Consider the following 13,582-nt stretch of genomic DNA (forward strand, 5'->3'; position numbering starts at 1 on the left):
ACGTTTTTCATGAAGTCGGTGTGTGTATATTGCGGCTCCGCCAACGGAGCCAAGCCCTTGTATGCGGAGGCCGCGCGAGCGTTCGGCCGCACGCTCGTAGAAGCCGGCCTCGCGCTGGTTTATGGCGGCGGCAAAGTGGGGTTGATGGGTGTGATCGCCGACACGGTCATGGCCGAAGGCGGCCGCGCAATCGGCGTGATTCCCGAATTGCTGGTCAACAAGGAAGTGGGCCACAAGGGTCTGACGGAGTTGCATGTGGTGCCCGATATGCATCATCGCAAGAAGATGATGGCCGATCTGTCCGATGCGTTCGTCGCGATGCCGGGCGGTGCGGGCACGCTCGAGGAGTTTTTCGAGGTCTACACGTGGGCGCAACTCGGCTACCACCAGAAACCAGTGGCACTGCTCAATATCGACGGCTTCTACGATCCGTTGATCAAGCTCTTGCGGCACACGGTGGAAGAAGGCTTCATGCGCGAAACGTATCTCGACATCCTGCAGATCGACGCCGATCCCGCCGCATTGATCGGCAAGCTGCAACGCTATCAGCCGCCCGCCGCCGACAAGTGGGCGATTAAACGCGAAGCCGTCTGAATACAGTGACTATCGGCGGCCATTGAACGACCGGCGCTTTTTCGGCGCCAACTCTATTTGCACGCGAGGCTGCAATGACCCAAACGGTTCTGATCACCGGCGGCAGCCGCGGCATAGGCCGTGCGACCGCGCGCTTGCTCGGTGCGCGCGGCTGGTCGGTCGGCGTGAACTACACGCGCAATCTCGCGGCCGCGCAGGAGACCGTCGCGGAAGTGGAGCGGGCCGGCGGACGCGCGTTGCCGGTTGCCGGCGACGTCGCGAACGAAGCCGACGTGATCGCGATGTTCGATGCGGTCGAGCAGAGCTTTGGCCGGCTCGATGCGCTCGTCAATAACGCCGGGATCGTTGCACCGTCGATGCAACTCGCCGACATGGATCTGGCGCGGCTCACGCGCATGTTCGACGTCAACGTGCTCGGCGCGTATCTGTGCGCGCGCGAAGCCGCGCGGCGCATGTCGACCGATCGCGGCGGCGTGGGCGGCGTGATCGTCAATGTGTCGTCGGCGGCGGCGCGTCTGGGCTCGCCGAACGAATATGTCGACTATGCAGGTTCGAAAGGCGCAGTCGACACGATGACGCTCGGTCTTGCAAAGGAACTCGGGCCACGAGGCGTGCGCGTGAATGCAGTGCGGCCGGGCCTCATCGACACCGAAATCCATGCAAGCGGCGGCAAGCCCGAGCGCGCCGCCCAGCTCGGCGCGACAACACCTCTCGGCCGTCCCGGCCGCGCCGACGAGGTCGCCGAAACCATCGTCTGGCTGCTGAGCGACGCGGCGTCGTATGTGACCGGCGCGCTGCTCGACGTCGCGGGCGGACGCTAGGCAGGGCTCTTTCCTATCGATTCACGCGGCGACCGATCTCGCGCTGCGTTTCCTCCGAACTCGCCGCTGGCCGGCCATCAAGCCGGTATTGCCGCTAGACGCCTGATCGTCGGCTTCGTGCGCCGCCGCCCGTGTAATCCTTCGTAATAATGGGAGACTACAATCGCGGCCGATCGCGCGCCATTGCGCGCGACACAAGCTAGAACGCCGGTACGCGCGCCCATGTTGCGGCGTACGGCGACCAGGGATCGTCTCATGCAACAGAAGCCATTTGCGCCGTGGCGCAAGCGAAGCGCCGCTACGGCGGCACGCGCACCGGCATGCCTTATCGACAGCGCCCAGCAGGTGCGCTCGATTGGATCAGCCGCCATTGTCGCCAACGGCGCGAAGCCGCTCTGCGAGCTCGGCGCCGACGGCGCAGCGTCTGTAAGACCCGCCGGAAGTCGCGAGGCTTCGAGACCTGGCGCGTCTGACGCGGCGAGCTCACTCGCCGGGGCGTCGGCCGCGGGATGGCGCGCATCTGAAGGGTGGGTCTGTGAATCGCGGGTGTCTGAACCGCGAGCCTCTGAACCGCGGGCCTCTGAATCGCGAGCCTCTGAACCGCGAGTCCCTGAATCAGGGGCGTCTGAATCGCGAGTCCCTGAATCGTGGACCTACGGATGGCCGGGCTCCAGATTGCTGAGCATCGGATCGCCAGCTTCCGGATCGCCGGCCTCAGGATCGGCGCCTGCCGACCGCCCCGATCGCGGCGCCGAGCGCTGGCGAGCGCTCAGCGCCGCGCGTCCGCTGCTGTGGCTCGTCGCGCTGGCGATCCTCTGCGCGTGGCTTTTGCCGGGCACCTTGGGCCACGATCCCTGGAAGCAGGACGAAACATACACATTCGGCATCGTTCAGCACATGCTCGACACCGGCGATCTCGTCGTGCCGACCAACGCGGGCCAGCCGTTCGTCGAAAAGCCGCCTGTCTACGACTGGGTGGCCGCGGGCCTTGCATGGATGCTGGGCCGCTATCTGCCCTTGCATGACGCGGCACGCCTCGCGAGCGCGCTGTTCGCGGGATTGACCGTCTACTACACGGCCCGCGTCGCGCGCCGTGCGGTGGATGCATCGAGCTGGCTGGACCTGCGCGTGATCGGCAGCGTGGCGCTGTTCGGCGGCACGCTCATCGTCGTCAAGCACGTGCACGACATGATGACCGATGTCGCGCTGATGGCCGGCGCCGCCATTGGCTTTTGCGGGCTGTTCGAACTCGTGCTCGCGCATCTGCGATACGACGAACAACCCAACGACCCGTCCGCCGACGCCCTTCGGCAACGCCGCCACGCGATTCTCAGCGGCGCCGCGATGTTCGGCGCGGGCGTCGGCTTATCGTTTCTCGCGAAGGGCCTGTTCCTGCCGCTCGTATTCGGCGCGACCACCTGCGCGGTGCTCGCGCTGTATCCAGCTTGTCGTCGCCGCAGCTTCGCCGGCGCGCTCGGCGTCGCGATGCTGGTTTGCGCACCGTTCGCGCTGATCTGGCCGGTCTGCTTCTATCTGCGCTCAGAAGCGCTCTTCAAGGTCTGGCTGTGGGATAACAACGTCGGCCGCTTTTTTGGTTTTTCGGTTGCAGAGTTGGGCTCCGAAACCGAGAGCCGCCTGTTCGTGCTACGCACCGTGCTGACCGTCGGTTTTCCAGTCGTGCCGCTGGCACTGGCCGCGCTCGCCCGCGGCGCATGGCGGCGCTGGCGCGATCCGCGCGTCGCCTTGCCGGCGATTTTCGCGGGCATCGGCTTCGCGGTCCTGCAAAGCTCCGCGACGATCCGTGAGCTGTACATTCTGCCGTTCATCGCTCCTTTAGCATTGCTCGCGATGCAAGGCGCCGGGCGACTGCCGCAGCGCCTGCACACGGCGTGGGACATGACGAGCCGCGTGCTGTTCGGCAGCACGGCGGCGCTCGCGTGGATCGTCTGGTCGATCATGACCAACCCCGCGGCTAGCCACGCATCGCTGCACCGGCTCGNCCGATGGTTGCCGCTCGACTGGGTGTTGCCGGTGAAACCGGGTTTGATCGTCGCCGCGGTGTTGATGACCATCGGCTGGCTTTGGCTGCTGCCCGTCTTCAAGTACACGGGCAAATGGCGCGGCGCGCTGAGCTGGTGCGCGGGTGCGATCGTCGCGTGGGGACTCGTCAGCACCCTGCTGCTGCCCTGGCTCGACTACGCGAAAAGCTACCGCTCGGTGTTCGAGAACCTCGGCGCCGCGTTGAACGTGGAATGGAATGACGGCGATTGCATGGCGAGCACCGGGCTTGGCGAATCGGAAGCGCCGATGCTCGATTACTACACGGGCATCGAGCATCAGCCGACTGCCAACACGCGCACGACCGGGTGCACGTGGCTGATCGCCGGAAGCCGCCGCGACAACGCGCGCATGCCCGCGGGCGACTGGCGTCTGTTCTGGTCGGGCGCGCGTCCAGGCGACACCGACGAGTTGTTGCGCGTCTTCGTGCGCACGACGGCTGCATCGCCCGCTGCGGGTGCGAAGAGCCCATAAGGCGATGCGGCGCGTTAAGTGAGTGGCGCCCCGCGCGTTCGACGGGCAACGTCGCCCGTCTATAAAGGCCCAACGTCTCCGCGTTGGCCCGCAACGCGGCGTGCGTCAGGTGGCCAGAACGCACCTCAAAGTCTGCCGGCCCGCTTCCTCGCGCGCGACTGGAACGACGACCCGGGCTCGCGCAAAAAGGCGATCTCGTCGGCCGTGGACTCACGTGAGAGCACCGCATTCCGGTGCGGAAAGCGTCCAAAACGTTCGATGATTTGCGCGTGCCTTACCGCGAACGGGTAATACGATTCACCGCCCGGCTCGGCGGCAAGCGCCTTGAAAAGATGCAGCGACTCGTGCTGGCTCGCAAGCGATTCGCCGTGTTCAAACGGCAGATAGGCAAACGCGCGGTGATGTACGCCCGGCAACAGACGATCCGCTCCGCTCGCCACCATCTGCTGCGCGATAGCCAGCGCTTTCCGGTCGGCCGCGAACGCTCTCGCCGTGTCTCGGTGACAGTTGCGCGAAAACTGATCCAGCAAGATGACGAGCGCCAATGCGCCGAGCGGCATTGCGGCCCAACTATCGAGCCGCGACTCGCAGGCGGCATCGATCAGGGTTCCGAAACGTTCGCGCAACATCGCGTCGAATGAATCGTCGGCGGAAAACCAGAGCTTGCGCGGCTCGCCGAAATCCGGCGAGTCCGGCGCGCCGAACCAGCAGTCGAGCACGGCGCGCGCTTGCGGATCGAGCGCCGCGTACTCGGCCAACGCGCGGGCTGACGCCGCGCGCGCAACCGCATGGGGCGCCGGCAACGGCACCTTGCCGCCCGCGTCAACCATTGCGGTTACGCATCCAGTCGGCCGTTTCGAAAAACGAGCCGAGCAGACGCTCTCGCAGCGGCTCGGCAAGTCCGATGTCTTCCATCGCCCAAGCCATGCAGCGAAGCCACTGGTCCCGTTCGCTCGACGCAATCGCGAACGGCAAATGCCGCGCACGCAGGCGCGGATGCCCGAAGCGGCTGATGTAATGGTCCGGGCCGCCCAGCCATCCGCACAGGAACCAGAAGAATTTGTCGCGGGAGCCTTCGAGCGACTCCGGGTGCAGAGCACGAATTCCGGCGAACTCCGCCTCGAGATCCATCAGGTCGTAAAAACGGTCGACCAGTTCACGCACACGCGCTTCTCCGCCGACCAGTTCGAAGGCCGTCGGCTGCGCCGCCGACACTTCGTCATCAAGCTCACTCATAACAACTCACCAACCAGAAAACCAGGGGAAAAGTCAGGCGTCCCGCAACGACTGCAACGCGGGACGCGACAGCACATGCCGCAAACTCAGCCAGCCGCCAAGCGCGGCGCAGACGACGCCCGCCGCCACTCCGGCCGGCAGCAGCCACGGATTGAACTCGAGATAAAACTGGAACACGCGAGTCGCGAGCACCCAGCCGATCACCTGCGCGCCGACTGCGGCCATGAATCCGGCGAGCGCACCGACCGCGACGAACTCCGCAATCTGCACCGCGCGCACCTGGCCGTGCGACGCGCCGAGCGCGCGCAGCAGCGCGGATTCTCGCATACGCTCGTCGCGCGTGCCGGCGAGCGCCGCGTACAGCACGAGCACGCCTGCGGCGAGCGTGAAGGCGAACAGGAATTGCACCGCGCCGATCACCTGCTGCAACACGCGCTGCACCTGCGCGAGGATCGGACCGGTGTCGATGGCCGTGAGGTTCGGATGCGCGGCAATCAGGCCGTCGATCGTCGAACGTTTTTCCGGCGGCAGATGGAAGCTCGTAATGAACGTCGCGGGGAAATCCTGCAGCGCCGCGGGCGGCATCAGCACGAAAAAGTTGACCTTGAACGAGCCCCAGTCGAGCTTGCGAACGCTCGTGACCGGCGCGTCGATCTGCAAACCGGTGACATCGAAGCGCAGCACGTCGCCCGGCTTGACGTTGATCAGCTTCGCGAGCCCTTCTTCGATCGAAATCTGCGGCGTCTTCGTGTCGCCGTACCAAGCGCCTGCGGACACGCGATTGTCCTCAGGCAGCTGACTCGTGTACGACAGATTGAATTCGCGATCCACTAGCCGTTTTGCGTCGTCGCCCTTGAACGAATCGGGATTCACCGCTTTGCCGTCGATCGCGGTGAGCCGGCCGCGCACCATCGGCGAGAGCACTGTGCCCGGCACGCCGTGAGTGTCGAGGTAATGCGTAACCGCTTCGCGCTGATCGGGTTGAATGTCGATGATGAATTCGTTCGGCGCGTCGGGCGGCGTCGATTTGCGCCATCCGGCCACGAGGTCGTTGCGCGTCATCGCGATCAGTAGCAGGCACATGAGGCCGATGCCGAGCGCGGTGATCTGCAACGCGCTGGCGCTACTGCGCCGCTCCAGCGAAGCGAGCGCATAACGCCAGCCGATCCCCGCGTTCACACGCTCGCTGCGCACCGCGCGCGCCGCGCCCCAGAGCGCAAGCCGCGCGACGCATGCAAACACCAGCAGGCCGCCCGCAAAACCGCCTGCGACTATCCCGCCGAGCTTCAACTCGCCCGCCGCGACGATCAGCAGTCCAGCGAACAGCACGATGCCAAGCGCGTACGCGGCCCACGCCGTGCGGCCCGCCTCGCCCCACTCGCGACGCAGCACGCGAACCGGCGGCACACGCGTAAGCGGCAACAGCGGCGGCAGCGCGAAACCGAGCAGCAGCACGAGACCGGCGGCGATGCCCTCAAGCGCCGGCCATGCCGTGGGGTACGGCAATGCGACGTCGATCAGGCTGCCGAGCCACGTCAGCAACGCCAGATGGCCGAGATACCCCAATGCGACGCCGAGCGCGCCGCCCACCACGCCGACGCCGACGAATTCGAGCGTGAACAATGCGCGCAGCGTGGCCTGACTGACGCCGAGACAGCGCATTGCGGCGCAACCGTCGAGATGCCGGCGCATATACCGATGCGCGGCCATCGCAATCGCCACGGCCGCGAGCAGCGCGGTCAGCAGCGACACGAGCGTGAGGAAATGACTCGCGCGGTCGAGCGTCTGACGCACTTGCGGCTGGCCGTCCTGCAACGATTCGAGCGCGACTCCGCGCATCTTGCCGCCGTCCACCTTGCCGTGCGCGAACTGCGCGAAACGCGCGACCGACGCATCCGTGCCCGCCACCAACAGACGGTACGTCACGCGGCTACCGAACGTGATGAGGCCCGTAGACGGCACTTCATCGGCGCGCATCATCAGACGGGGCGAGAAGTTGACGAACGAGAAGCCGCGGTCCAGTTCGCGCGTGATCATCGCGCCGATGGTGAAGCTGCGGTTGCCGACCTTCACGGTATCGCCGACACGCACCTTCAAAGCGTCGAGCAATTGCTGATCGACCCAGACCGTGCCTGGAGCGGGAATGGTTTGCGCGGGATGATCCGCCGCGCCCGGCGCGGAAGCTATCCGCAACGCGCCGCGCAGCGGATAGCCCGGCGACACGGCCTTGATCGCGGCGAGCCGCGACACCGGCTGCGCGCCGGTCGAGTTGATCATGCTCGGGAAGATTGCCGTGGTCGCTGTATGCAGCCCGAGCGCCGAGGCTTCCTGCGCGAACTGCGGATCGACCGGATGATCGGCACGCACGATGAAGTCGGCGGCGATCATGCGCCGCGCGTCGCGCTCGAGCCCCTGATGCAAACGGTCGGCGAGAAAGCCTACGCTCGATAGCGCGGCGACCGCCAGCACGAGTGCGAGCAGCAGCATCGTGAGTTCGCCCGCGCGCCAGTCGCGCGCCGTCATACGAATCGCCTGACGCAGCAGATCGCTGCCGCTAAAGCGACGCGCCGCAGGTACGGCGACGTGCGCCGTGGACCGTCTTACCTTATCGCTTGTTTCTTCTGTTTCGCTCAATCGTGCCGGCTCCTCGCGAGGCGCGACACCATATGCGTGGCCATGCCGCGAAAGCCGCCCTGCACGCCGCGCCACAGCCGCGGCAAGACCCAGCCGGCGAGCACGAGAAAGCCGACGATCAGCACCAGAAACAGCAGCGGCACGAAGAGTGCAAGGAGGATGCCGCCGAACACGAGACCGTCTTCAGCGGTCGACGTGACGATATTCGACACCGGTTCCGGCGACAGATTGATCAGCGCGCGCGTGCCCGCTTTCGTCAGATGCGCGGTGCCCGCGAGCGTGCCGCCCGCGAGCGCGGCAACGGTCAGCAGCGCGGGATCGGCATGGCCGAGCGCGCCGGCTGCGAGCATTGCGCCGGCCGGAATGCGGATAAACGTGTGAATCGCGTCCCACAAGGAATCGAACGCGGGGATCTTGTCGGCGAGAAATTCGGTGACGGTGAGCGCGCCCGCCACGCCGATCACCCACGGCGAGGACAGCGCGGACAGCGTATCGGGAAGATGAACGACGCCGAGGCGCTCGAACACGCCGGCCAGCAGGACCGTCAGATAGAGGCGCAGGCCGCTGCCCCATGAGAGCCCCGCAGCAAGCGAAAGTGATTCAAGCATGGCCGCCTCCGGGCGCGCTGTGCGTGCCGGGCGCTTCGGCGGGCCGATCAGGAAGGAGCCGCCACACCGAAGTCGTCAGACCCGCGCCAAGCCGGCCGCGCCGAGCAGGCCGCGGGCAATTTCAGGTTGGTTTCCATCTCATTATAGCCACGTTAATTCGCAGAACGCAGAGTGGCTTGCAAAATGGCGACGCGTGCAGCGCCGCCCACGGTCGGGCGCCTGTTGCCGCGTGCGGGCGCTCAATGCCCCGACGACAGCTTGAGCCCGATCAGGCCGACGACGATCAGCGCCGCGCTGGCAACACGCGCGGCCGTCAGCGCCTCGCCCATCATCACGATGCCGAAGATGAATGCGCCCACCGCGCCGATGCCGGTCCAGACCGCGTAAGCGGTGCCGAGCGGCAACTGCCGCATTGCCATTGCAAGCAGAACGAAGCTGCCGAGCGCAGTAACAATGGTAAAAACGGAAGGCCACAGACGAGTGAAACCTTCGGAACTCTTGAGACCGGCGGCCCACGCAACTTCGAGCAAACCGGCGATGAACAGAAGAATCCAGGACATGAAACAGCTCCATTGATCAGATGGGGCCGTCCCCGTTAGTGAATAGCGTAAGGCCGTCCTTACGGTCCGTAATTATAACGAGCACGCCGCGTTCGTGCCGCAGGCGCGCACGCCGCCATGCTCAAACCACGCCGACTAGCCGGTAGCCGACGCCCGTCTCCGTGACGATATGCTCGGGCTGCGCCGGATCGCGTTCGAGTTTGCCGCGCAAATGCGCCATATAGATGCGCAAATAGTGATAGCTCTCGACATGCGACGGCCCCCACACGTCGCGCAGCAGTTGCCGGTGCGTCAGCACGCGACCGGCATGGCGCACCAGCGTCGCGAGCAGCCGGTATTCGATCGGCGTCAGATGAACCGTCGCGCCTTCGCGCGTGACCTGACGCAACGCCAGATCGACGCTCACTGCGCCGAAGCGCACCTGCGGCGATTCGTTCGCGCCGCCCTGATTGCGCCTTCGCAGATGCGCGCGAATTCGTGCGAGCAGTTCGGACACGCCGAACGGCTTGGTCAGGTAGTCGTCCGCACCGGCATCGAGCGCCGCGACTTTCTCGCTCTCCTGCGTGCGGGCCGACAGCACGATCACCGGCAGTTCGCTCCAACTGCGCAATTCGCGGATCACGTCGAGCCCGTCGGTGTCCGGCAGACCGAGATCGACGATGACGAGATCGGGCTTGCGCGTCGCCGCCTCCACGAGACCCTGCTTGCCGGTCTCGGCGTCATGCACGGCGATGCCCTCGCCTTCCAGCGCCGCTCGCACGAAACGGCGGATCTGCTTTTCGTCTTCGATCAGAACGACGGTGATGCTCGGCTCACTCATGGGCTGGTTTGGCAAGCGGGTTCGGATGAAGATTCAATTGCGGGTTCAGATGAGGGTTCAATTGCGGCTCCAGATGCGGATCCAGGTGCGGCTGCGAAAACGCGTCAGTGGCCGGATTGTCGGCGGCTTCGTCTTCCAGGGCATCCGGCGCGTTCAGCGCATCGAATGCGTCGGGCGCGTCCGGCGGCGTTTCGACCGGCAACATGAACCAGAAGCGCGCGCCGTCGATACGGCCACCCGCCGACTCCACGGACTCCGCCGACACGCGATTCAACGCGCCGATGCTGCCGCCATGCGCTTCTACGATCGCGCGGCAAATCGCGAGGCCGAGACCCACGCCAGGCTTTGCCGACTCCTTTTCGCCGCGCGTGAACTTTTCGAATACGCGCGTTTCCATGCCTGCGGGCAGGCCCGGCCCATTATCGTCGACGGTGACGCGCACGAACGGCTCGCCGTTCGTCTCGCAGCGTTGCGCGCCGATCGTCAACGGCGTGCCCGGCGAAGTGTATTTCGCCGCGTTCTCGAACAGGTTCGAGAAAAGCCGCTCCATCAATACAGCGTCGAGATGCAGCAATGGCAGGTCGGCGGCGAGATTGACCTGCACAGGGTGTCCGGTCAGCACACGCCTGCAGGCGCGCAGCGCGGCGCCCACGGTTTCCTCAAGCAGCGTCCACTGGCGGTTCAGTTGCAGACTGCCCGCCTGCAAGCGCGCCATGTCGAGCAGATTCGTCACGATGCCGGTCATGCGCAGTGCTTCTTCATGGATCGCATCGACAAGTTCACCGTCGCGCTGCACTTCGCCTTGAGATGCGCGCGATTGCGCGAGCATCGACGAGAAGCCGACGATAGTCGTGAGCGGCGTGCGCAAATCGTGCGAAATCGCGGAGAGCAGCGAGTTGCGCAAACGTTCGGATTCCATATTGACCAGCGCGTCGCGCGCGATATCGACGTAATGCACGCGCTCCAGCGCCAGCGCAATCTGCGCCGCGAAGGCGTCGAGCATGCGCTGCTGCTCGGGCACGTCAAGTTCGTGTTCGTCGCGCAGCACCACGGCAAGCACGCCGCGCGTGCGCATCGGCGCCTTCAGCGGCAGATATAAAGCGGCGGCGGCGGGCAGCGTGTCGGTGCCGTGCCCGGCCGGCTTCTGGTGATCGTAGACCCACTGGCCGACATCGGTATCGAGCAGCTCGCCTTCGAGCGTAATCGCCGCGTCCGGGTCCTCGATTTTCTGCTTCACCCGGTCGGCGCTGTCGGGCAACAGGATCGCGACGCGCGCACCGAACACTTCGCTCACATGCCGGCTGCCGATGTCGACGATCTGTTCAGTGGTCAGCGCCGCGGCCAGTTCGCGCGCCATCGCGTACATCGCGCCGGTGCGCTGCTCGCGACGCCGCGCGACGCGCGCCTCGCGCCGCAAACTCGACGTGAGATGACTGATCACGAGCGAGGTCAGCAACATGCCGAAGAACGTCAGCAGATATTGCGTATCCGACACCGACAACGACAAGCGCGGCGGCACGAAGAAAAAATCGAATGCGGCCACGCTCGCGAACGACAGCAGCACGCCGGGCCCGCGTCCGAGCTTCGCGGCGGCGAAGATCACACCGAGCAGATAGAGCATGACGAGGTTCGTCAGATCGATGCGGTTGCTCAGTTGGCTCGACAACGCCGTTATGCCCGCGCAGATCGCCAGCGCGAAGCCGTAAGCGCGCGGCGGCGAGCGGCGTTCGCGTGCGGCGCTCAATGCGTCGCGCCACGCGTTCGCGGTCGTGCTGAGCAAGCGGTGCTGCTCGCCGCTGCCGCTTTCCGACGACGACGCGCGAATCAGCGTGAGATCGACATGACTCGCCTTTTCCGCGATGCGCTCGCCAAGCGGCCGGCGCAGCCAGCGTGTCAAACCGGTGCGCGCCGATGCGCCCGCCACCAGCTTCGAAACATTCCGAGCCTGTGCGTAGCCGGTGAGCGCGAGAGCCGCGTCCGTGCCTGCCAGCGTCGCGGTTTCGGCGCCGAGTTCGGCGGCGAGCTTCAACGCGTTCAGCGTGCGCTCGCGGCGCGCATCGGGCAAACGCTGCAATGCGGGCGTTTCCACATACACGGCGATCCAGTCGGCCTTCAGACTGGCGGCAAGACGCGCCGCCGCGCGCACCAGCATCGGCGCTTCGGGGCCGGGGCCGACGCATACCAGCAAGCGCTCGCGCGCCTGCCAGATCCGCTCGATCGAACGGTCCGCACGATACTCGCGCATTTGCGCGTCGACGCGATCCGCGGTACGGCGCAACGCCAGCTCGCGCAGCGCAATCAGATTGCCCTTGCGAAAGAAATTGCGCACCGCCCGCTCCGCCTGCTGCGGCAAATACACCTTGCCGTCGCGCATACGATCGAGCAGTTCCTCGGCGGGCAGATCGACCAGCGTGACTTCGTCGGCGCGATCGAACACGCTGTCGGGCACCGTCTCCCACACGCGGATGCCTGTGATCTGCCCCACTACGTCGTTCAGGCTTTCGAGATGCTGAACGTTGACGGTCGTGTAGACGTCGATGCCGGCGTCGAGCAGTTCATACACATCCTGCCAGCGCTTGAGATGCCGAGCGCCGTGCACATTCGAATGCGCAAGTTCGTCGACGAGAATGAGTTGCGGCTTGCGGCACAGCGCCGCGTCGAGATCGAATTCGCCGAGCTTGCGGCCACGGTAGTCGAATTGCGCAAGCGGCAGCACGTCGAGCCCTTCGAGCAGCGCCGCCGTTTCGCCGCGCCCATGCGTTTCGGCGATGCCCACCACCACGTCTACGCCTTCGTCACGACGGCGACGCGCGGCCTGTAACATCGCATACGTCTTGCCGACGCCCGCCGACGCGCCGAAAAAAACCTTCAGCTTGCCGCGCTGACGCTGTTGTTCGTCGCGCTGCAGTTTGTCGAGCAGTTCATCGGGATTGGGACGGTTCATGCTTGCATGTTTTATCGTAGGCACGCGGCGGTGCATGCATGGTGGCACGGCGGCGGCTCGGCCGCAAATCGTTCATGAAGACGCGCCGCTCCCGGCGTGAAAAGATAAGGACGTATCGCGCGCGCGGCGGGTGCACGCCGCGTGGTTGCTCTGCTTCCCACGTGCTTCCCACGTCGTTGCCTCGTGCTCGCCGCGCGTTCGTTAGCACCGCAACTCCCTGTGACCAAGCGCGCTCAACCACGCTTCATTGCGTCGAGCGCGAGGTTGAGTTGCAGCACGTTCACGCGCGGCTCGCCGAGAATGCCGAATTGACGGCCAGTCGTATAACGGTCCACCAGCGCTTGCACGTCGTTCGCCGCAAGCCCGCGCGCTTTTGCTACCCGATCGATCTGATAAGCGGCCGCCGCCGGGCTGATCTCGGGGTCGAGGCCGCTTCCCGAAGAAGTCACCAGATCGACCGGCACCGGGTCCGACATATCGGTGCCGGCGGCCTTCAATGCGTCGATACGGCCCTTCACTTCATCGACAAGCGCCGGATTGGTCGGCCCGAGATTGGAGCCGCCCGAAGCCTGTGCGTTATAGGGCATCGGGCTTGTGGCCGATAGACGTCCCCAGAAGTACTGACGCGCATCGAACTGCTGGCCGATCAACTTCGAGCCAACCACCTTGCCGTCCTGTTCGATAAGGCTGCCATCGGCTTCACTGCGAAACAGCGTTTGCCCCACCGCGGTCGCCAGCGCCGGATAAGCGAGGCCCGTCACGGCGCTCAGCACCGCAAAAATGACGATCAACGGACGCAACAGATTTTTCATGATGATTATTTCCTCGTAGCC

General features: G+C 65.5%; 11 protein-coding genes. 3 read left to right on the forward strand and 8 right to left on the reverse strand.

Annotation, left to right across the window (positions count from 1 at the left end):
* Positions 1-9 precede the first annotated feature (9 nt).
* From F759_RS0119130 to F759_RS37990, 3 genes are all read left to right on the forward strand, one after another.
* Positions 10-594: an LOG family protein gene (locus F759_RS0119130; RefSeq protein ID WP_027801298.1), complete on the forward strand. Its 585-nt coding sequence runs from the start codon at positions 10-12 to the stop codon at positions 592-594.
* Positions 595-668: 74 nt separating this feature from the next.
* A complete protein-coding gene (locus F759_RS0119135; protein WP_027801299.1) occupies positions 669-1,415 on the forward strand; it encodes an SDR family oxidoreductase in 747 nt (248 codons plus the stop codon).
* 675 nt (positions 1,416-2,090) lie between these two features.
* A complete protein-coding gene (locus F759_RS37990) occupies positions 2,091-3,947 on the forward strand; it encodes an ArnT family glycosyltransferase (RefSeq protein ID WP_407668544.1) in 1,857 nt (618 codons plus the stop codon).
* 125 nt (positions 3,948-4,072) lie between these two features.
* On the opposite strand, the gene F759_RS0119145 is transcribed toward F759_RS37990, so the two are convergent.
* From F759_RS0119145 to kdpC, 8 genes are all read right to left on the reverse strand, one after another.
* Positions 4,073-4,777 (reverse strand): DUF924 family protein, encoded by a 705-nt coding sequence (locus F759_RS0119145; RefSeq protein ID WP_027801300.1) that lies wholly within the window; start codon positions 4,775-4,777, stop codon positions 4,073-4,075.
* Entirely contained in the window at positions 4,770-5,183 is a 414-nt protein-coding gene (locus tag F759_RS0119150; RefSeq protein ID WP_027801301.1) for a group II truncated hemoglobin, read from the reverse strand. Before F759_RS0119150 ends, F759_RS0119145 begins: the two co-directional genes overlap by 8 nt.
* 33 nt (positions 5,184-5,216) lie before the next feature.
* Complete coding sequence (locus F759_RS0119155) at positions 5,217-7,706, reverse strand: ABC transporter permease (protein WP_084534292.1); 2,490 nt, start codon at positions 7,704-7,706, stop codon at positions 5,217-5,219.
* A 107-nt stretch (positions 7,707-7,813) separates the two neighbouring features.
* Positions 7,814-8,425 (reverse strand): DUF4126 domain-containing protein, encoded by a 612-nt coding sequence (locus F759_RS0119160; protein ID WP_027801303.1) that lies wholly within the window; start codon positions 8,423-8,425, stop codon positions 7,814-7,816.
* Positions 8,426-8,664: 239 nt separating this feature from the next.
* Complete coding sequence (gene sugE / locus F759_RS0119165; protein WP_027801304.1) at positions 8,665-8,985, reverse strand: quaternary ammonium compound efflux SMR transporter SugE; 321 nt, start codon at positions 8,983-8,985, stop codon at positions 8,665-8,667.
* Between the two features lie 121 nt (positions 8,986-9,106).
* Complete coding sequence (gene kdpE, locus F759_RS0119170; protein WP_027801305.1) at positions 9,107-9,805, reverse strand: two-component system response regulator KdpE; 699 nt, start codon at positions 9,803-9,805, stop codon at positions 9,107-9,109.
* A complete protein-coding gene (locus F759_RS37995) occupies positions 9,798-12,749 on the reverse strand; it encodes a sensor histidine kinase (protein WP_244438859.1) in 2,952 nt (983 codons plus the stop codon). The genes kdpE and F759_RS37995 overlap by 8 nt, the downstream gene beginning before the upstream one ends.
* 233 nt (positions 12,750-12,982) lie before the next feature.
* A complete protein-coding gene (gene kdpC, locus F759_RS0119180; RefSeq protein ID WP_027801306.1) occupies positions 12,983-13,561 on the reverse strand; it encodes a potassium-transporting ATPase subunit KdpC in 579 nt (192 codons plus the stop codon).
* Between the last annotated feature and the right edge of the window lie 21 nt (positions 13,562-13,582).

The sequence above is a fragment of the Paraburkholderia dilworthii genome, assembly GCF_000472525.1.
Classification (GTDB): Bacteria; Pseudomonadota; Gammaproteobacteria; order Burkholderiales; family Burkholderiaceae; genus Paraburkholderia; species Paraburkholderia dilworthii.

Excerpts from the sequence above, each read along its gene's own strand:
- F759_RS0119130 (WP_027801298.1), top strand. The coding sequence starts at position 10 with ATGAAGTCGGTGTGTGTATATTGCGGCTCCGCCAACGGAGCCAAGCCC.
- F759_RS0119135 (WP_027801299.1), top strand. The coding sequence starts at position 669 with ATGACCCAAACGGTTCTGATCACCGGCGGCAGCCGCGGCATAGGCCGT.
- F759_RS0119145 (WP_027801300.1), bottom strand. The coding sequence starts at position 4,777 with ATGGTTGACGCGGGCGGCAAGGTGCCGTTGCCGGCGCCCCATGCGGTT.
- F759_RS0119150 (WP_027801301.1), bottom strand. The coding sequence starts at position 5,183 with ATGAGTGAGCTTGATGACGAAGTGTCGGCGGCGCAGCCGACGGCCTTC.
- F759_RS0119155 (WP_084534292.1), bottom strand. The coding sequence starts at position 7,706 with ATGACGGCGCGCGACTGGCGCGCGGGCGAACTCACGATGCTGCTGCTC.
- F759_RS0119160 (WP_027801303.1), bottom strand. The coding sequence starts at position 8,425 with ATGCTTGAATCACTTTCGCTTGCTGCGGGGCTCTCATGGGGCAGCGGC.
- sugE (WP_027801304.1), bottom strand. The coding sequence starts at position 8,985 with ATGTCCTGGATTCTTCTGTTCATCGCCGGTTTGCTCGAAGTTGCGTGG.
- kdpE (WP_027801305.1), bottom strand. The coding sequence starts at position 9,805 with ATGAGTGAGCCGAGCATCACCGTCGTTCTGATCGAAGACGAAAAGCAG.
- F759_RS37995 (WP_244438859.1), bottom strand. The coding sequence starts at position 12,749 with ATGAACCGTCCCAATCCCGATGAACTGCTCGACAAACTGCAGCGCGAC.
- kdpC (WP_027801306.1), bottom strand. The coding sequence starts at position 13,561 with ATGAAAAATCTGTTGCGTCCGTTGATCGTCATTTTTGCGGTGCTGAGC.